The organism is Vibrio sp. 10N.261.52.C2, from assembly GCF_041471425.1.
In the GTDB taxonomy this organism is placed as follows: Bacteria; Pseudomonadota; Gammaproteobacteria; order Enterobacterales; family Vibrionaceae; genus Vibrio; species Vibrio crassostreae_C.
The window spans coordinates 44,915-65,953 of sequence record NZ_JBFROH010000036.1 but is presented as its reverse complement, the minus strand read 5'-3'; the positions used below and the strand labels follow the sequence as shown (position 1 = coordinate 65,953).

The following is a 21,039-nucleotide window of genomic DNA, read 5'->3' as shown; positions in this document are numbered from 1 at the left end:
GTAGTCGTTTATTTTCTCTCACTTTACCTCTTTTTTGAGCAACGAGAGTTAAATAAACGACTGTTATCCCTTAGCCCTATTCAGGCATAAACGAAAATACTAATTGCTCCAATTCTAAGCCTAATTTGATGAATTCAATATCCAAAGAATAAAAGCCTTTATCAAGCTTAACGGAGAGCCCCTCAACTGAAACTGTCTCGCCATTAGTACCATTCACTGATAGAGACATCGCGTACACGTTATTGAGACTTAAACTACACGCAGATTGAGCCAAAGTGCCACTATCGTAGTTAACAATACCTGCACATCGATACACACCAGCCTGTTTAACTTCCAAAACAATGCTACGGTTTTCTCTGATATTAAGTGGTAATACTATTGCATGTTGCTCTGCCGTCAGAGAGCAAAAGTCTCCATCAGTTTTACTCTGTTGTTTATTAAGATTTTGGGTCGCCTCAAAGCTCTTAACTGGATCAAAAGCGACTAATGGGCGACCCATTGCTGGAGAGTCCATAATAAAACGACAAATATTCATCGCGCTTCGTTGCAACTCCCCTAAGCTCAACGTTCCGTTTTCAAGCGCCTGTAACGTATCGTCATTCGACACGTTATTTTCCGCACCATCATGCTCAACAACCATATAAAGATCATTTTGAGAGCGAAGCATAAAGGATGTGTAACTTCGACTTTCAGAGCCACCTTTGATTGGGTCATTCATTTTTGCCCACCAATCCGTCATCACTATCCCTTTATAACCCCACTCCCCACGAAGAATCGTAGTATTGAGGTCGTAATTGGATGCAGCCCAGTGACCATTAATAGGGTTGTAGGAGGTCATAACACTCGAAGCTCCTCCTTGTTTTACCGCTATTTCAAAAGGCTTCAGATGAATCTCACGAAGTGCTCTTTGAGATATAACACTATCAACATCAAACCGTGACGTTTCTTGATCATTCGCCACCAAATGCTTGATTGTGCCAGATACTCCTGCAGCTTTAAGACCAAGAGTTTGAGATGCAGCTATTACCCCTGAGAGAAATGGATCTTCTGAGAAATACTCAAAATTTCGACCATTCAAAGGGTGGCGGTGGATGTTAATCCCAGGACCAAGCAACGTATCAATATGATTGGCTTGCATCTCTTTCCCCACTAAATGAAATAGTTTCTCATTCAGTTCTGGGTTCCATGTACAGCCTAATAATGTACCAATTGGGACTTGAGATGCTTTATGTCCGCTGTCCATTCGGATACCAGACGGACCATCAGCAGCTGCAACGACAGGGATACCTAAATCAAATAAGCTCGGCGAAACACCCCCAAAAGCAGCAGCAGTACCTGGCGTCACCTTAGGGCTGCACATACCTTCCCCACGAACAATTGTCGCTAACTGCTTTACGGTCATTTGCGAGATAAATTCGTCAATGTTCGCTCGCCCCTGCTTAACATCCAGTAAACGAATGCCCGTATCTTCACCAAGAGGAATAGAGCTTGGAAGCTCACTCAGAATACGTTTACTCAAATCAATAGTTCGCAGCGGCACAGATTCGTAATCGCAACTGTAAACACCATTTTCCTCGTTGCCTTTTGGGATCAACCTACTAAATCCGGTGACAGGAGCAAGTGCTTCCGTTAATTGCTCAACAACTAACAGCTCTTCTATTTTAACGCTCTCACTAACAAGCTTTGCCTGGCGAACACTTCCTCCTAGATAAAAGTGATATTCTCCAGCTTCAAGTACGTAACTATTTGGGTGTCCCGTTTTACCGGAGTCATCAAATGATGCGAAGGAAGATAGAGGACATGAAATAGTCAAACACACCGTATCTTGCGGGTCCAAGGTCGGTGTTTTCACAAAACCGATCAGTGCTCGTGAAGGCTTACCAAGGTGACCTTGAGGCGATTCAACATACAGTTGAACCACATCCTTACCACTGTATTTCTCGCCTATGTTTTTAACTTCAATATCGAAGACCAACTCTTGTTCAGAGCCGGAACCAAGAGTCGTCAATGCATTTAATTTATTGGAAAAGCGGGTGTAGGACAGCCCAAAACCAAACTCAAATTGAACAGCTTTAGGATTGAAAGTTTCAAAATACCGATACCCGACATAGATATCCTCTTGGTACAGATTACGCTCTTTATTTCCGAAGCTAGCGCTGGAAGGATAATCAGATAAAGAGTGCGCAATAGTGTCGGTCAAACGTCCACTCGGGCTAACATCACCTGATAAAACATCAGCTAAAGCATGCCCACCTTCCATACCTGCGGCCCAACTATACAGAACAGCCTTAATCGCAGCAGAACCTTTAAGTGAACTTGTCCATGACATATCGATTATGTTGGTCACGTTCAGTATCACAATGACATCATCAAAATATTCTGTCACTTTCTCCAACATTTGTATTTCTAGCGCGGTTAAATTGTAACTGCCTTGCTGCTGTGCATTATCTTGATCTTCACCCGCCGTTCGACCGATAAAAATAACGGCTTTGTTAGATTTGGCAACGGCATCCATCACAACTGAATTTGAAAGAGGCATTTCATCTTGAAACCAAGGTTCTGCTGCCCAACCACCTCCTCCGTCATTGAACGGGTTGTCCTTGACCCAACGTTTGTATACCTCCACCAAACTGAGATTAAGATTGATGTTTGGATTCTCATACAAGCCCTGTAATGCATTAACGGAATAAGGGACATTCACAGCTCCACCAGATCCAGTGCCACTTCGGTAGGTATCAATCTGACAGCGACCAAAAAGAGACACCGTATCACTAGCCTGCAATGGCAATATTGAATCACTATTTTTTAGTAGCACAATGCCCTCAGTAGCCGCTTGTCGACTTATGGGTGCAAGCTGCTTCTGTGCTTCGAGAATTTCCACAGTATTCATTTAAAGTCCTACTATTTTTTTACTTAGAGCAAAAATTTGACCTCTCGCTCTAAAAGTTAATATTGTCTTTGTTCAAAAAATAGTAATCTTAACCACGGCGTTTAACTACCAAATAAGCGACAGAAATAGGTAAAATAGCGACATGAAAACCAAGTTTAGACTCCAAAGTCATCAGAGATATCCTCAGATAAAATTTGCCTATGTCGATGGTCATCACGATTTCGACTTTGACGTACATAGCCATGACTTTTCTGAACTTTTCTTAGTTGTGAGTGGTAGTGGAAAGCATACGGTAGCTAGCCACACTTACCCTTTAAGTACAGGAGATGTATTTGTTATTAATGGGGATATTGAACATGGATTTTGTGAAGTAAATAAACTGAAGATTGTAAACTTGATGTTTGATACGGCATTGCCTTTTTTTGAGGTCCCTTCAATGCGTCAAATGCCAGGTTATCAAGCGCTTTTCAAGGTAGAACCAATTGCTCGACAAGCATCTGAATATCAAGCAAAGCTTACGTTATCACTTTCTCAGTTGAAACGAATCAATGGACTTCTACAACAAATCAAATCGGAATACGACAACGCAGAACAGGGGTTTGAAATCATATTGACGAGCACAATGCAGCAACTTGCGATAGAACTTGCTCGGCGATATCAAGAACAGACCCATAGCTTACCAAGAACAACCCTGGCATTGAGCCGTGCTCTCGCACATATTGACCGTCATTACAAAGAAGTAGGATTAGATACAGAAACCATTGCGCAAGCGGCCTATATCAGCAAGCGGCAACTAGAAAGGTTATTCAGGCAGTTTTTAAATACATCCCCAAACCAATACGTCAAAGACCTTCAAATTCGACACTCGGCATCCTTATTATTAAACGACAACAAAAGCATCCAACACATTGCTGAGTCTTGCGGCTTTTCTGACAGCAACTATTTCTCCAAATGTTTTAAGGCCCAAAATGGATGCAGCCCTCGCGAATTTAGAAAGCAACATTCTTCCCATAACTCATAACCCTTTCCCCCTTTCCCCCTTAAACCTTAAACCTTAAACCTTAAAAGATTAGATATGTCACACATAAAAAAACCGCTCCTTTCGAAGCGGTCGATGAGTATCTTTGGCAAGAACACATTTGAAACGAAACTCAAATATGGAAGACTCATAGCAATAAAAATGAAACTCTTTGTGCTGCTAGGAAAGAGCTCAACTATTGCAATAAATAGGATATCGAGAACCTTGCCCGCCCTAAAGGCAAGGCCGTCATACCACTCCCCCGGTATGCTCGATATCACTTAAGACCCGAAGGTAAAAAATTCTACCACCACATGTCAGCTTGAATACCTACAACAAAGTCGCCCTCTTTACCCGTACCATCTTGCATTTCACCATCAAGGTAAGATGCCATGAAGCGAATTTCTGGAGATGGACCGAAGCCAGAGTGCACAACTAGAGTCGGTGCTACTGTTAGCTTGTAATCATAAGAATTCTTTGACTCACCATTACGGTCTTCGTAGTTGTACATGTAACCAGCTTCGGTAGCGATAAAGAAGTTTTCTGAAATTGGGAACGTTGGTCGCACCATTGCTGATACCCAGCCGTCTGTGTCACCATTGTCAAAATCGTTGTACTGGGTTTGAAGAGAGTGGAAAATATTCACACCATTTTCAAAAAAGTACCCACCCCATGCTAAAGCACGTAGCGATACATCGTTTTCATCAACAGCCTTCAAACAAGACGTACCACAGCCCGTGCCTGTCGTTAACCAACTTTGATAGTCGCTACCAGGCTTGTACGTGTTGTAAGTCGTAAGAGTACCGCCTAAAAGGTTACCTGAACCTAAGCCTTTACCAGCCTGCGCGATGTATTTTGTAAAACCTTTATCTGACAACCCAAAGACAGACTCAGTGTGAACAATTGCCGTCATTTCATAGCCATTCTCAGCGAATGCTTCTGGGCCATTACCAAAACCTAAATCGACCATATTGTCTGGCATATACTTAGCCATAGCGTGAAGCTCAACACTGCCAAAGTTCACGCCAGCATGAAGTGCATGCATGATGTTGTTGCTGTCACCCCAGAAACTTGTATCGCCAGAGTCATCGCTTGCAATATAAGCAAAGTCCCACTTATTACCACCTAGCTCAACACCTTCAATACCAACACCAGTACCTGACATATCCGTGTAGAAAAAGTCGGTCATAAAGATGTAATTATCTTTACCATAAAAGCGCTTACCACCCCATACAACACCGGTTTCAGATACACCTTCAAACTCGACAAAAGTTTCTGCCATACCAATTTCGCTGTTGGTTGCATCGGCATTGGCACCAAGTTGGTTGGTTGCATATTCCGCATTGTTGGCTGCTGCTCGTGTTTTGATTCGAATTTTCTGACCACCGTCATTCTCAAAATTTTTCTGCAGTGCAACTTCAAAGTGGCTATCCGACTCAACACCCAATCGACCTAAACGCTCTTTAGATGCTGGGAACTTTGCTCGTTTAAAATCATCATTTTCACTGAATAGAACACCAGCACGGAAATAACCGTGAAATTCAAATCCATCCGATTTTTCGGCATGTACAGCAGGTACAGTAGACAAGCCAGCAGTAGCGACTAAACAAGCAAGGGTAAGCTTAGAAAGTTTCATAATAACTCCATGTTCCAAATTATACTTTCAAAAAGAAAGCGCTTTCTTTGTTTTTCTTAAAAAAACCAATCGAACAGATTTAAAGAAGATCAAATCTAAGCCCACATTCACTATGCACTCTTAATCTTATTGGCTCTAACCGCTCAGTTGGTATGGAAAGAGTATAAATCGATCTCGTGAATATAAACCGTGATCAACCCCACCAAAGAAAGCGCTTTCTTATGCGTGAGTCACAAAAATAAAGATGTTAAGTATTTTGTTTGAACAATCATGGAACCAAGAAAAATGTCACTGTTTACATATTAAGGACGAATTGCTCCGTTCAATCACTCAGAACCTGTTTCGGAATACATCGTCGATTGCCTTCCTCAAATAATCGTCAAAATAAAAAAGGGAACATACATTGTATGTTCCCTTTATATTCAGACTTTTATTCAAACCCCTTAGTTAAAAGGCTTACTTTTCAAATCGCATATTGTCTAATTTAAAACTCATTTTTCCTTGAGGCTCAAACACTAAAAGGTTAGTGATCATTGTTGGATCAGCCTGATTCCCACCAGCAAAACGGTTGTCTCTCTTTAAAATGTCAGCTATTGGAATACGTACCGTCTTCCATTCATTCATTGCTGATAGCGGCACGGTATAGTCACTTGTTTTCGGCCAGCCACTGTCCATCTTAACCAGTAGTTCAACCCCGTCGGCCATACTCTCAACTTTCAAATCAAAGACCAGTTCACCCGTTTCTTGCCAATGTGTCACATCCGTTACAGGAGAACGAAAATAGATATTTCCTGATCCTTCATTCTTATTCACTTGTAGCACTGTTCCACGATCTGGTTCGCTCACTTCTTGATAGTCAACAATATCCAATGGGTCATAACTTGCATAAGCCAAGCTTGCGTTAAGAGTTTCGGTAAAAATCTCCAACGTTGGTCCATCAGCATAACTATCATCGGTTGCTAAGATCTCTGGAGCTTCGTGCCCTATTACTTGTATTGCATGTTCAGAGCGACTTGCACACCCTTTTCCTTTCCAACGATCAACCTTACAACGGTATACCTTTACTGAATCAACTAGCATTGTTTTCGGAAACAAACCTTCGTCGATGCCTTTATCATTTGCGTTTGCTGACCACGCTCCACCGACAGCCAAGTTCAATAACAAATGAAACTTTTCATCAAACGGAGCTGCTCCACTCGCATTAATGAGTTCCCCTTCTTCCGCTTCATATTGGCTGTACCAGCCCTCTTGAGTTTGAGTCGCGTAATGAATATTGTCTACATACCAACGAATTTCACCTTCTTCCCACTCAATCGCGTATGTATGGAAGCCCTCAGTAGGGTTCACACCATTTGGCAATGTCGCGGCCTGCCCTTTATAAACATTGTCTGGCCAATTTCGTCCGTAATGTAACGTCCCGTAGACTCGGCTCTCTAGATCATCATTTTTCACTCCCGCCGCATCTGAAAGTGTGTTTAGGTTAACCGCTTCCATAATATCGATTTCGCCAGAAGCTGCCCATGTGCCATATTTATTGTCGGTTGGCAGCATCCAAATTGCGGGCCATGAACCTTGTCCACCAGGTAACTTTGCTCTGATTTCATAACGGCCATATTTGGTGTCACGCTTGTCTTTTGTGCTAAGCCTCGCAGAAGTATAAGGGAGTGTCTTAGTTGCTCCGCCAATCGTACCTTCAGCATTGTCAGGCCCAGTATGACTTTGCTTCAGCGCGACAATGTGTAAAAAGCCATCTTTAACAAATGCGTTATTGGGATCATCCGTGTAGCACTGTTGTTCATTGTTCCCGCCCCCCCAACAGTTCACTTCTAATGACCAATTACGTTTATTTATTTGCTCGCCTTCAAACTGGTCTTCCCATACCAATAGCCAGTCTGGACTTAAAGTAACTGGAGCATGGGATAGCACGATCGGTTTTTCAGTTTGAGCTAAGTCCGGACTTTCGGATACCGGCAGCTCTATCGCCGTGCAGCCAGACATCAAAGCGGCAGAAATAAAAGACGTTAATATCTTTACCTGATTGGTTAGATGTTGCATTACAACTCCTTGTATCACGACTTTCAATGCAGGCGACACGTAATGTCGGCACCCATAAAAGAAAGTCGATTAGTGAATAACTCCGCGAGCATGGATCTAATATGAATATGCCATGCACGACTTTTTCAAAATGAGTATATAAAAGTGCATAGTTCAAAAAAGAGACAACGCTCACTTTAAGAAAGCGCTTTCTTGTTGGGTTTCACATTTTGCTAAAGTTCATTGCGGTTTATATAGATTCCCAAGAATTTTCATAACCCGATTATCTGCGATAACGCCCTAGTAGCCCTTTATTCTCAGACTTCTATTTTATCTAGTTCATAACTAAGATCAGAAAAACAGATTCACTTTCACTACAACAACAAAGAAAGCGCTTGCTTGATATTTAATCGAGTATATGAAAATATTCGTTACCTTACTTTGTATGCTTGACCTTCAAATTTAGCGTTAAGCAGTTCAGAGTTTTTAAATATTAATCATTGGATTACTAGGCTCTTATTGATCACGAAGGTAATATAGCTTAGTTCACTCCTTGTAGAGATAAGGCCACTACCATTGATCACCATTAAAGAAGTATCTGAACTTGCTCAAGTTTCTCAATCAACCGTCTCACGAGCATTAAATGGTCACCCTACGGTAAAGGAAGCCAATCGCGAAAAAGTATTCAAAGCTATTGAGCAACTGGGCTACAAGCCTAATGCGTTTGCACAAGCTCTAGCCTCCAGTCGTTCAAATAGCATTGGCATGCTAGTTGGTTCGCTTGATGGGCCTTTCTATGGACCATTAATGCATACAGCCGAAGATACCGTTCGCCAAAATAATATTCACTTAATCGTTACAAGTGGCCAGGAATCACGAACCAAAGAGCTCGATTCTATCCAGTTTTTGCAATCTAAACTTGTGGATGGCCTCATTGTTCACTCAGACAAGCTCAGTGATGACGAACTGATCAAAATCGCGAAAGACAGTGAAACAATGATTGTTCTCAACCGTTTTATTCCTGAGATTTCTGATCGCTGTATTTACATTGATAATGAGCTTGGTGGCTACCTTGCAACGAAGCACTTACTTGAAAATGGGCATAAAAAAGTCGCTTGTATCACAGGCCAGTTGAGTAAAGTTGATAGTAGAGATCGCTTTCAAGGATATCGAAATGCCTTGTTAGAGTTCGGTATCGAATACGACGCAGGGCTGTTTGTAGAGGGACGCTTTGATCATCAAGGCAACCACGAAACTGCGCGACGCTTGTTAGACCGAGACCCTGAGATCACCGCGATTTTCTGTCAAAATGACAACATCGCGCTTGCTGTATATGACGTAGCAGCAGAGCGAAACCTCATTATTGGGCGAGACCTTTCAGTCGTAGGCTTCGATAACGATACTCATAGCCAGCATATTCGTCCTCGCTTATCGACGGTCGACTTTCCAGTTCATGAGATGGGAGAAGAAGCTGCAAAAGGTGTTTTATCGTTAATTAATAAACGCGACTACCCATTGAAGCACAAACTAACCCCGACATTGATTGTAAGAGAGTCCGTGGCTAAGCTTTGATTTTTGTATATCAAGCACCCCATTTTTTACACTTAAAAGAAAGGCTCTAAGTATTCACTTAGAGCCTTTTTATTTCACTTTAAATTAGAATTAGAGTAACTGGTGCTTTGACAACACGACAACGACTTTCTCAATAAGACCACTACGAGAAAAGAGCTGTGAAGCCATTTCATGGTTTAGCGTTAACGATGCAAATGCCTCACTTGTTCCGTCTTTAAACTGAACTTCAATACCCTGTGTTGGCTCATCATTGAGTTGGTAAATAAACGGTACCTGACAGTAAGTAAAAGCCAGTTGCCCAGCCTGAACAATAAAGCTCTGCATTTGTCCTTCAATATTTTGGCAGTCAAAAGTCGCCGCTTTTTGTAAGAACTCTTTAGGACTAAGAAGTGAAGGGTTAATTACAATTGTGCCATCAACGACCTCTAGACCTAGCTCTCCAAAACGAGTAATCACTTCTTCCTTAACTTGCCCTGTCATCCCTGGCTGCTGTGCTCCAGAGTGCTTTGGCGTATGAGAATACGGATCCGTCGGAAACGCACCGTAGTTTTCCGGCGTTTTGTTGAAACCAATACCAGCTCTCACTTTGTAATAGTAATCCGCTAATTTAAGAGTTTCCTGGCTATTAGAGTCCATACTCCAAGCATGCTGATAGTTTTCTTGCACAGCTAGCAGCAACTTAGAAACCATATGCCAATAGATACAACCTAAACCTTCATAACCAAACATGGTTCCCGAACGCCCAGTAAAGGCTTTATGGTTGAATACACGCTCATACAAACTAGATACATGACAAAATTCATCATCACTAATTGACGGGTAATCGGCTTTAATTTCATCAATCGCAGCCTGAAGGAAACCTTTGTTTTCAAAGCTTGAATTGAAGTGGTAAGAACCTTTGCTGTCTTGGTTTACTAATCGGTTATCTTTGGCAACAACCATCATGCTTAACAATTTGCTCTGGTCAATGTCTTTAGCGTCTAAACAGTTTTTGTCCATAAAAGAAGCCAGCTCACGGTCAGGGTAAAGCATGAAGCTATTTTGATCAGCACGATACATGTCACTGGCAAACAATTTATCCAACAACTCAACCGCTTGTTTAGATGATAATAGACCCGAGCTCAATACTGCAACTTGCCCTTCTAGCATAGGGTAAAGCTCTTCAACCATTAAGCTCTCACCAGAACAACTCAAGATGTTATACGCATTGTACAAACCGTCTTCACGCAAGTTGTTTGCAATCGTAGAATCTAGGACTTTTAAGCTCGCGCCCATCAATTGAACAATCGCTTCTTTCTCAACTTTCGTTTTCCCTGAGAATCCATTTACTCGGTACACGCGCTCACGATAATTAGCAGCGGATTTAGCCAGCTTAGTCAGCATTGCTTTACGCGTTTGACGAGTGACCGTATCTTGACGAATCTCTGTATTTGCCTCTGAAACGATCTGTGTAACAGAAGACATCCACTCAAACACTTCTTTGGAAATACTGTATGACGATGGTGACTTCTCTAACAGGCGCTGCATAAAGGCAACATAGCGACGCATGTAGTACAAGGTTACCATTGAGAGGCCGTTGCCAACGATAGCGTTGTTTGCATCATTCCATTCTGGACGTTGTGTATTGAGCCAAATACCACCATCAAGCACTAAGTTACTCAATTTCGCCAATAAAGGGACGAGTATCTTCTCCATTAAGTTGACCATATAAACTTCTTGGTCACCCGTCATCAACAAGCGACCGTCACTGCCTAAGCTCTTTACACGTTGCTCTGTCAATTCCTGCAAGTCTTGGTTGAACTCTACGGTATCTTTAGGGTTATCAAAGAGGCCTTGAACTCCACAAAGCTCGTAAGGCACGTTGGCATAACTAAAAATGTCACTCTCTAGTAATTCGATAAGATCGCTTTGCTCAAATTTGTCTGCTAACTCAAGGAATTTTAATAGATAAATGATTTGATGATCGCCCCAGTAACCAATGTTACTCCAAGGATCATCCGCCTCTAACAGCTCCCAATCTACACCATCTTTAGTAATTCGATACGGATTGTAACCATCCACCGTTGAAGCATTAACAAACTTAGAGATGAATGATTTGATGAACCCTGGATAACTAAGAGCCATCGCTTCCCAGTTTTGGAAAATATCACGCCAGTTGCCTTGATAAGAAAGTAAGCGTTCGCCATTTTCATCTTTAAGCTTAATCTCATAGTGGTTCCAAGGGCGACTAGGGTCACCATGACGACGTCCAAAAGTAAGCGGTAGATACTCGTAGCTCAATCGAACTAATTGAGAATCCCCTGTCGCTTTAGCGCGCGAAACTAATTCAGAATGGCTGAAAACATCCCCTAACTGATCAAAAAAGTCTTGATGGCGGCCAGCTACCTGAGAGTTGGCCTTTTCCATAGTTTTAACTACGTCAACCTTTTCTAACATATAGCCGTTTTCAAACACGCCACCACGCATGTTATTGAACAACACATTGGCATAATGGTGAACGCTGGTATTTTCTTCAGCTGTTATTTGCCACGCATCCGCGCCAGACATTAATGTGATCAATTCATCTTGATTATCTGCAACGCTCTTTTCTAAAGCTAGTGCTAGGTTAGCAGGAACAGAGAGCTCAGATTGAAGCTGACAGATATCGGAATGAGTCTTGTCTATATCAGCGACAATCGACCAAACTTTGGTTTGATGTGCTCGCAGCGTCAGAGACTTATGAACTAAATAGCTCCCTCTAACCCCTTTCGTTAAAGGTTCACTTTTAACCGCTCGACCTTTTCTGAACGCATTAACTTGAGCACTCGTCAATAAAATTTGGCTGCTTTCCGTTTCTAAGCTGAAGACTGTCGTCGCTAGCAAAGATTCAGCAGGGTCGGCTCTATCGCTCAATTTCGCGTACATGCTGAACAGAGCTAATGAACTACCATCAACTTGTTCATTCCACTTGTACGCATCAACTAATGCACTTCTTGTTTGAAGAGCTGATAACGGAGCGCCTGAAGGAAGTATATTTTGTAAGCCATCTAGTGCTTCGACTTTACGCTCAAAGCTCGCGAGGTTGGTCAGTTTTGAACGACGAATAAAGCCGTATTTTTCACTCGTATTCCAGCTGTATTGGAACTGTAGTTGCAAAGTATGGTTTATCTCTTCAAATACAATCTTGTCTCCAATCGTATTTTTATAAAGATTGCGTTCAACATCAAAAATACCATCATGGAATGTATTAAACGGTTCCCAAAGTACAACCTTGTCGCCATGTTCAATACGGAAGATGGATTTTGAGCCGGTGTTTTCCGCATTTTCATGAATATGGTCAACAGACTTGTAAGGAAAAAGCGCATTTTCCGGACGAATGCGTCCAGCTGAAAGGCTGCCTGTTGATGAAATAAATAACCAGTGATCGCTCGACGATACAACGCTAATAAAGAATGGCGTCATTTGGTCAACATTAGAGATTTGGTAGTAACGCTCACCATCTAAATCAACGAACTTGCCATCGACCTCTGGTGTTGAGTTGTAGTCTTGTTTCATATCAAAATTCCAAAAAATTCTTACACTTAAACTTTGAAAGCGCTTTCTTTTGCGTTTCAAAAAGGATTTAAAGTTTACAAATGATGACAACGAGCAAAATGCTCTTCTGCAATTTGAGTCGGTTCTGGTATTGATTGCGTGCAAAGTTTATCGGCTTTCATACAACGGCTTGCGAACGGGCAACCTACGCTACTTGGCTTCCAAGAAGGGATATCGCCTTTTTTCACGTTCATGTCACGCTTGCCCGATTTACCGACTTCTGGCACTGCTGACAACAACAACTGAGAATACGGATGTTGTGGGTTCTGAGTGACGTTGTCGCTATTGCCCCATTCGACCATATGTCCTACATACATCACCGCCGTTTTCTCAGCAAAATAACGCGCTGTCGCAATGTCATGAGTGATGTACATGAACGAAATACCATGCTTATCCTTCAAGTCAGCCATTAGGTTTAAGATTCCTAACCGCACAGACACATCAAGCATAGAGATAGGTTCATCAGCTAGGATAACTTCAGGGCTAACAGCAATTGCGCGTGCAATTGCGACACGCTGTCGTTGTCCACCACTTAGTTCATGGGGGTACTTCTCTGCGGTCTCTTTAACTGGTGTAAGCCCAACCATTTCAAGCAATTCATAAACGAGGTTCGGAATCGCTTCTTTTTCTGCTCGTTTATGGATAAGTAATGGTCGCGCAATATGGTGGTAAATCGTATGTACAGGATTCAACGAGCCAAACGGGTCTTGAAAAATCATTTGCACTTGGCGTGCATATTCAAGCTCACCATATTTTTCAATATAATCAGACAGAGGCTCACCTTTGAATTCGATATCTCCAGCCGTCTTATCGTAAATTCGGGTAAGAATTCGAGCTCCTGTGCTTTTCCCTGAGCCAGATTCGCCAACAATCGCTAATGCTTCTCCTTTACGAAGATCAAATGAAACATCATTTACGGCTCGCATCATATTGCTTTTGACTGACTGGCCAAGTGGGAAATCTTTTACCAAATTCTTAACTGATAAGATAACTTCGCTTTTATCAACGTTCTTTAAAGTATTCATAATCTTTCGCTCAAACTAGGTGACAAGATACGTGATGCCCAGTCGCAATAGCGCCCAAACGAGGCTCACTTTTAATGCACATTGAAATGCATTCGCCACATCGCTCTTGGAAGTTACATCCTTGAGGTGTATCCAAAAGGTTGACAGGATTCCCAGGGATCCCGTAGAGACGTTCTTTTGGCCCATGAATAGTCGGGAATGAAGAGATAAGCCCTTTTGTATAAGGATGCTTAGGTTCACTAAATACCGTTTTCGCATCACCTAATTCAATAAGGTTACCCGCATACATCACGCCAATTCGATCAGCAATTTCGCCCATGAGGCTTAAGTCGTGACTAATAAACAGAATAGAGAAGCCAAACTTACTCTTAAGCTCATACAGTTCATTCAAGATTTCACGTTCAACCACTACATCAAGTGCCGTTGTTGGCTCGTCCATGATGATCAGTTTAGGTTCCAGCGCCAAAGCAATCGCAATAACAACTCGCTGACGCATACCTCCACTCAGTTGATGGGGAAAGCTCGACATTCTGTCGCCATGAATCCCAACCGTTCCTAACAGCTCGACCGCACGATCGTGAGCCTGTTTATAAGGTATTTTTCTGTGCGCTAGAATAACGTCCGTTAGCTGCTCACCGATGGTAATGACAGGGTTAAGTGAGTTCATTGCGCTTTGAAAAACAATAGAAACGTCATTCCAACGGAAGTCACGTAACTGCTTGTTATTCATCTTTAAAACATCCTGCCCTTTGTAGAGTATTTCACCCTCAGAGATAAGCGCTGGTGCTTTGTGTAGGCGTGATATAGCAAAAGCCAATGTACTTTTACCGCAACCAGACTCACCGGCAATACCGAGCGTTTCACCGGGCGCAATGGAAATACTAACGTCATTAACGGCTCTTGCTACGCCATTAGGAGAAACGTAATCAACACACAGGTTATTAATTTCTAATAGATTGCTCATTATAGGCCTCGGCGTTTATCTGCTTCTTTTTTAAGTTTGTGCCACAGTTTGATGTGTGGGCCCGTACGTAATTTAGGGTTGCTCACTTGGTCAATTGACATGTTAATCAATGCGAGTCCACCACCAGTAATCGCTAACGCCAATGCAGGAACCAGCATTTCCCACCACGCTCCGGTATATAACGATGAAGAGGTCTGTGCCCAATACAGCATAGAGCCCCAACTCACTTCTGTTGCATCACCTAAACCTAAAATACCTAGACCAGCTTCAGAGCCCATTGCGTAGATAACCGTGCCTAGGAACCCGCCAAAAACAATCGAAACTAAGTTTGGTAAGATCTCTACTAAAATAATGCGGATTTTTGATTCACCCATAACTTCTGCAGAAATGATGAATTCTTTGCTTCTAATTGCCATGGTCTGTGCACGAATCACCCTAGCTCCCCAAGGCCAGGAGGTTATTCCTAACAACACGGTAATAACCAGCGAACCGACCTGCCCTAAGAATGCGGCGAGAACAATCAGCAAGGGCAACTGTGGAAACACAAGAAATACGTTAGTAACGAAGTTCAAGCGTTCATCGACTTTTCCACCAAAGTAACCAGATGAAACCCCGACGAGCACTGCTATTGTCATCGCGATTACGCCCGCAGAGATCGCAACAGTAAGCGACTTTCTTGCTCCAAATAGAACCTGGCTATATACATCACGCCCGCTACGAGTAGTGCCCATAATATGCTCAGAACTTGGTGCAATATGTGGACGTGCTACGCGCTTTTCTGGATTATGAGTCGATAATACAGGCGCAAATAACGCCCCAGCTAAGACAATCGTAAGTAAAAAAGTACCTACAATGGCTGGAGGGTTACCGTAGAAAAATGCGTAAGCTTTACCGAGAGTTTTCTTTACGTTTTTCCACGACCATTTTGGCTCACGTACTGGCATATTCGGCTGGTTAGCGGTTTTTTGAGTATCCATTAAATTATCCATCATACGCCTCAGTTCGAGATTCTAGGGTCAAGCCAGACATATAGAAGGTCGGCAATAAAGTTAGCGGTCAGTACCGCTGTCACCAAGATAAGAAGAATGGCTTGGATAAGTGGGTAATCACGAGCAACTATGCCTTTAAGAAGGATGTTCCCCAAGCCTTGGTAGTTAAAAACCACTTCGGTCATGATTGAGCCTGCGAATGAGAATCCGATTGCCATTGCAATAGCGGTCGCAACAGGAAGGATGGCATTTCGACCAGCATAGCGAGACATAACACGATAACTACTCAAGCCTTTGGCCTCAGCCATCGTTACGTAATCTTCACCCAACACATTGATCATCGCATTACGCATATTGAAGACCCATGTTGCGATCCCAACCAGGACCATAGAGCCCATAGGCAACACAGCGTGTTTAGCCACACTAGAAATAAACTCCCATGTAAAACCTGGCTCTAGCGATGGGTCATAAGTGTATGCCAAAGGTAATAGTTCGAGTTTTAAACCGAAGAAATAGAACAACAGTAACGCGGTCACGATGTACGGGAAGTTACTAATAAATGCCAAAACTGGCGGAACAATTTGTCCAAATAGCCCTTCACGTCGATACGATGCATACGTACCAATACTGACACCAATGATAAGAGCAACAATCAGCGAACCAAGCGCTAGGAACATAGTCCACGGCAGTGCCATAGCAAGGACATCTGAAACACTTACAGGAAACATAAGCACTGAAGGTCCCAGATCAAGAGTGAATACGCTTTTCATATACGCGAAGTATTGTTCGAAAACATTGCCATCAACAAAACCGTACATTTCACGAACAGCATCCATTTGAGCAGGATCCATTCGACCTTGAGCTGCAGCGAAAAGAGCATCAACAGGATCTCCTGGCATTAGGCGAGGCAACATGAAATTAAACGAGATAGCGATTAAGAAAGCGGTAAAATAGAAGCCAAATCGGCGAATTAAAAACGACATAAAAATCTTTTAACCTAGGGGCTACAACCTAAGCTGTAGCCCTCTCAAAAATAACTTACTTAAGGTGTAGATTGTTGAGAATTATTACTCTCTTACCACCGTCGTACCATACTGGCTGTACGTATGGGTCTTTTTCACTTGGCCAACCAACAATATGTTTAGTACTGTATTGGAACCAAGTTGGGTTAGAAAATAGAGGGATAAAGGGAAGGTTTTCAGCCGTAAATTCCTGAAGTTCACTCAACACTTTCTCTTGCTGCTCTGCATCACCAATTTTGCCGAAGCTGTCGATCAATGCGTCGATTTCTGGTGAATTAACACCGTGACCAGCATGCCAAGTTTTTCCGATTCGAGACGTTGAGAAGTACTCTTGGTACGCCAAGATTGGATTTGTCGCGACCATTGACCAGTTAATTGACATGGTATATTTGCTTTCTTTCAAATTGCTGTCATATACCGCCCAATCCACAGTCTTAACGTTTGCTTTCACACCCACTTCTTCAAAGTATTCAGATACCATCTGAACCACTTGGATCCAGTCGGTCCAACCGTTTACAACCTCGATATCAAACTCAACCGTTTCCCCGTTTGCTTTGTCGCGGAATCCATCACCGTTTTTGTCAACTAAGCCCGCTTCATCAAGTAAAGCGTTTGCTCTTTCAACATCGTACTTAGTTAGATAACCATATTTCTTAGATACATTTTTATCAATGTGCGTTTCGTATAGCTCACCGATGCCACCAGCATTGAAGTTTGCGGTCGGATAACCGTAAGCAGCAATATCAACGATGGTTTCACGATCAAGAGCCATAGAAAGTGCTTGTCGTACTCTTAGGTCATCAAATGGCGCTTCTTTGGTATTTACGTAAAGGTGGATAGCATCATTCGCTGGATACCAAAAATGGTTATTTTCTTTATCCATATCGACAAATGTTGACTCAACGTCAGCAATAAAATTTGAACCCCAATCAATCTCACCTTTGATTAAGGCAGGTTGGATCTGAGAGTTGTCATTGTAAGAACGGAAGTTGATGCAATCTAAATAAGGTCTATTTTCTAAATAGTAATTTGGGTTTCGGCACAGCTCCATCTGTTGCGGTTTAATGTATTTAACCGTCGTCATTGGGCCACTACCTACCGGGTTAAGGTTGGTAAACGTTGTCAGCTCTTCAACTTTCGACCAAATATGCTTTGGTACAATATGGTAACGCTCTAAGTTCCAAGCAAATGTAGAATCCGCTTCCGTCAGCTCAAACACGACGGTTCGCGCGTCAATAGATTTGATTTCTTTTAAATTACCTGAAGACCAAATACCTTTCTGGTCAAAAGCTGGTGCCTCTTTAGTCAACATAAAGCTAAAAACAACGTCGTCTGCAGTTAACTTTGAACCATCAGACCACTTCAAATTCTCTCGTAACTTAAGCGTCAATGTTTTCAGGTCAGTTGAATACTCAACCGACTCAGCCAGGCGATAATCAACATCACCTGTCATGTTGTTGAATACGACCAATGGCTCAAACATTACCCCATGCAGCAAGTCTTTAGTTGTATAAGGGTTAAAGTTTTCAACAAAGCCAGTATTGATAATTGGCACCGTTAGTGTGCCACCCTGCTTAACTTCATCTGCTTGTACAGAGGCTCCGAATAAAGCTCCAATGGCGAGCGAAGCAATCAATGTCTTTTTGTGCATCACGTTGTCCTTTTAATGATAATAACCAGAAAGAAAGCGCTTTCTTTTAACTTTAAAAAAGGGGGTGTTTTCGTATTCACTATCGGCAACTCGCATCAAGAAACCGCTTTCTTTAGGTGGATAATAAGCCGATAGAATGATTCTTCAACTTACATTTCGGTGAAACGAACCATAGATCACAAATTGAGAATAGATTGAGAATAGAAATACACAATAGTGCCATTCGTCACATTAATTGTTCACTAACACGAAAAACAATTTAAAAACAATAATTTAAAATTCACTAATGGTACCCCCATGGTCTTTCCTAATCGTCGAACCTCTAACCCATCAATGAACTTATGTGCTTTCTTTAAAATAGCCTTTCCGTCGCGATTCTCAACATACATAGACTGTATCTATGTATGATTCTCTCAAAAACAAAAGAAAGCGCTTTCTTGGACGCTAAACCTATGTCAGCATACCAGTCATAAAATGTAAGTTCCCCCTTAGGACAACTATGTTTAACTTTTGGAATGGCAATAAATCAGGTAAAAGACAGCACTATGAGTTGGAGCTAATTCATAGCTTGTTGAATTGGGATCCGAACGAACCTATTGTCGTTCACAGCGATAATACAGACTTTCCAAGAGCTGAGGATGAAGGAAATATATTCCGCAAGAATTATGATGTACTCGTCACGGTGGCGGGAAACCGTAAATTTGCTGATAAGCCTGCAATCAAACTCAACTCTCCAATTTGTAAAGGCTTATTAGGACACCGTATCCTGATAATTAGGGAACAAGATCAACCCACATTCCATAATATCAACAGCAATAAACTGAAATCACTTATCGCTGGAATTCCTGCGACATGGGCTGATGTTGAGCTGTTTAGAGCAAATGGATATCGAGTACTAGAGCAAGGAACGTTACCAGAGATTCTGAAACTTCTCTCAGATAAAAAATGTGATTATGTGTCACTCGGAGCCAATGAAGTTGAAAGCATATACCAAGAACATACCTATTCCCTGGATGGGTTAGTCATAGAAAAAAGTATTATGCTTTATTACCCTCTTCCTCTGGTCTTCTATGTCCACCCAGACAAGGCTCAACTGGCTCAATTACTTGAGGACAAACTGCAAGACTACAAACTCAGTGGTGATTTCGAGCTATTGTTTAACCAACATTTCGGGGACGTAGTGAGATCCATTGGATTAGAACATCGCAAAGCTATTAACCTCGTAAATAAGGAGCTACCGCCAGAGCTAAGATCATTTAAGTCTCAAGTCATCTCGTGATTATAAATAGAGGAGACTTAAAGCCATGCACCTAGATTTACAACATTAGGTGCATCCGCTTCATGCTCCTAATGTCGATATCATCAAACCATAGGCAAGATAACTAACGGCTTGCTTTTACATATAGCGGTGGATACTCAAGTCATCAGTTTTTATATCACTAGCAGAGCCACTGACCACGCTTGCCAAGATCTTTCCTGAGCCACATGCCATTGTCCAACCTAATGTCCCATGTCCAGTATTTGTAAATAGGTTCTTGATAGGCGTCTTACCGATAATAGGCGTACCATCCGGCGTCATTGGTCTTAACCCAGTCCAGTATTCAGCCTTAGAAAAGTCACCCGCTTGTGGGAAAAGATCTTTAATCACCATATCAATCGTGGCTTTGCGTTTTTCAGGGATAAGGTAATTAAACCCCGCAAGTTCTGCCGTCCCTGCAATGCGAATACGATCATCAAATCGCGTCATCGCTACCTTGTAAGTTTCATCCATCACAGTCGAGGTTGGTGACTTATCTGCATTCACGATCGGCAGTGTTAGCGAATAGCCTTTCACTGGATAAACCGGGATCGACAAATCGACTTGCTTCAACAGTTCTCGAGAATAGCTTCCTGAAGCGACCACGTAAGCATCCGCTTTGAACTCGCCTTGAGTCGTTGTAATACTCTCAATGGTTTGATTCTGATGATTGAGCCTAACCACTTCGGTATTAAACACGAACTGAACGCCGAGTTGCTTGGCTTTTTCGGTCAAGGTTAAACAGAACTGATGACAATCACCGGTTTCATCGTGTGGTAAATATAGGCCGCCCACCAGCTTGTCTTTAACGTCTGCTAAACCAGACTCCACTGACAGACACTGTTCAACATCAAACAGCGAGTGTTCGATTCCACTCTCTGTTAATAGCTTCATATCCTGCTGAATAGCGTCCAATTGTTTTTCGCTTCTGAATACTTGCAAGGTGCCTTTCTGCCGGCCCTCATAAGCCAAATCTTCACTGATTCTTAGATGAGTCAGGCAATCTCGGCTGTAGTTAGCGACTCGTAACATCCGCGATTTATTCTGTGCGTACTTGGCTTCATTACAGTTGGCGAGCATCTTAGTCGCCCAAGACATTAACTCTGGAGAAAGAGAAGGCTTCACTTTAAGTGGCGCATGTTCTTGGGTAAGCCATTTCATCGCTTTCAAAGGGATGCCCGGTGCCGCCCATGGTGATGAATAACCGTAAGAAATTTGCCCGGCATTCGCAAAACTGGTTTCTTTGCCACTGCTATCTTGACGATCGATAACCGTCACCGAGTGGCCCTCTTTCGCCAGATACCAAGCACTGGTCAAGCCAATCACACCGCTGCCAATTACAATTACTTCCATTCTCTTCCCCTAATG

13 protein-coding genes are annotated in these 21,039 nt (G+C 42.4%); 3 read left to right on the top strand and 10 right to left on the bottom strand.

The genetic code is table 11. The annotated features are described in order from the left end of the window. Positions 1-76: 76 nt before the first annotated feature. Positions 77-2,890 carry a glycoside hydrolase family 3 protein gene (locus tag AB4307_RS14885; RefSeq protein WP_017071400.1) on the bottom strand — a complete coding sequence of 938 codons (2,814 nt, stop codon included), beginning with the start codon at positions 2,888-2,890 and terminating at the stop codon, positions 77-79. A gap of 142 nt (positions 2,891-3,032) precedes the next feature. On the opposite strand from AB4307_RS14885, the gene AB4307_RS14880 reads away from it, so the two are divergent. After that, complete coding sequence (locus tag AB4307_RS14880) at positions 3,033-3,911, top strand: helix-turn-helix domain-containing protein (RefSeq protein WP_017071401.1); 879 nt, start codon at positions 3,033-3,035, stop codon at positions 3,909-3,911. A gap of 301 nt (positions 3,912-4,212) precedes the next feature. Here AB4307_RS14880 and AB4307_RS14875 read toward each other — a convergent pair whose 3' ends face one another. Together AB4307_RS14875 and AB4307_RS14870 are read right to left on the bottom strand one after the other, a co-directional pair. Next, positions 4,213-5,544 (bottom strand): carbohydrate porin, encoded by a 1,332-nt coding sequence (locus tag AB4307_RS14875; RefSeq protein ID WP_017070688.1) that lies wholly within the window; start codon positions 5,542-5,544, stop codon positions 4,213-4,215. 456 nt (positions 5,545-6,000) lie between these two features. Next, on the bottom strand, positions 6,001-7,599 hold the full coding sequence (locus AB4307_RS14870; protein ID WP_372132260.1) for a glycoside hydrolase family 16 protein: 1,599 nt from the start codon (positions 7,597-7,599) through the stop codon (positions 6,001-6,003). Positions 7,600-8,154: 555 nt separating this feature from the next. Between AB4307_RS14870 and AB4307_RS14865 the strand changes: the two genes are divergently transcribed. Next, entirely contained in the window at positions 8,155-9,150 is a 996-nt protein-coding gene (locus AB4307_RS14865) for a LacI family DNA-binding transcriptional regulator (RefSeq protein ID WP_372132257.1), read from the top strand. A 90-nt stretch (positions 9,151-9,240) separates the two neighbouring features. Here the strand turns inward: AB4307_RS14865 and AB4307_RS14860 are convergent, their stop codons facing one another. From AB4307_RS14860 to AB4307_RS14835, 6 genes are all read right to left on the bottom strand, one after another. Beyond that, complete coding sequence (locus AB4307_RS14860) at positions 9,241-12,684, bottom strand: 1,3-beta-D-glucan phosphorylase, GH149 family (RefSeq protein WP_102319663.1); 3,444 nt, start codon at positions 12,682-12,684, stop codon at positions 9,241-9,243. A 74-nt stretch (positions 12,685-12,758) separates the two neighbouring features. Beyond that, positions 12,759-13,748 (bottom strand): ABC transporter ATP-binding protein, encoded by a 990-nt coding sequence (locus tag AB4307_RS14855; RefSeq protein ID WP_017071889.1) that lies wholly within the window; start codon positions 13,746-13,748, stop codon positions 12,759-12,761. A gap of 10 nt (positions 13,749-13,758) precedes the next feature. Further along, the gene (locus AB4307_RS14850; protein ID WP_048659634.1) at positions 13,759-14,712 is read right to left on the bottom strand and encodes an ABC transporter ATP-binding protein; all 954 of its coding nucleotides are present in this window, start codon (positions 14,710-14,712) and stop codon (positions 13,759-13,761) included. Then, entirely contained in the window at positions 14,712-15,689 is a 978-nt protein-coding gene (locus AB4307_RS14845; protein ID WP_371957688.1) for an ABC transporter permease, read from the bottom strand. The genes AB4307_RS14850 and AB4307_RS14845 overlap by 1 nt, the downstream gene beginning before the upstream one ends. 20 nt (positions 15,690-15,709) lie before the next feature. Further along, on the bottom strand, positions 15,710-16,684 hold the full coding sequence (locus AB4307_RS14840; RefSeq protein WP_017071753.1) for an ABC transporter permease: 975 nt from the start codon (positions 16,682-16,684) through the stop codon (positions 15,710-15,712). Positions 16,685-16,739: 55 nt separating this feature from the next. Continuing rightward, complete coding sequence (locus AB4307_RS14835) at positions 16,740-18,374, bottom strand: ABC transporter substrate-binding protein (RefSeq protein WP_017071752.1); 1,635 nt, start codon at positions 18,372-18,374, stop codon at positions 16,740-16,742. A 499-nt stretch (positions 18,375-18,873) separates the two neighbouring features. Here AB4307_RS14835 and AB4307_RS14830 point away from each other — a divergent pair, with 499 nt between their 5' ends. After that, the gene (locus AB4307_RS14830) at positions 18,874-19,653 is read left to right on the top strand and encodes an ABC transporter substrate-binding protein (protein ID WP_372132254.1); all 780 of its coding nucleotides are present in this window, start codon (positions 18,874-18,876) and stop codon (positions 19,651-19,653) included. A 117-nt stretch (positions 19,654-19,770) separates the two neighbouring features. Here the strand turns inward: AB4307_RS14830 and AB4307_RS14825 are convergent, their stop codons facing one another. Further along, positions 19,771-21,024: a D-amino acid dehydrogenase gene (locus AB4307_RS14825; protein WP_372073325.1), complete on the bottom strand. Its 1,254-nt coding sequence runs from the start codon at positions 21,022-21,024 to the stop codon at positions 19,771-19,773. Between the last annotated feature and the right edge of the window lie 15 nt (positions 21,025-21,039).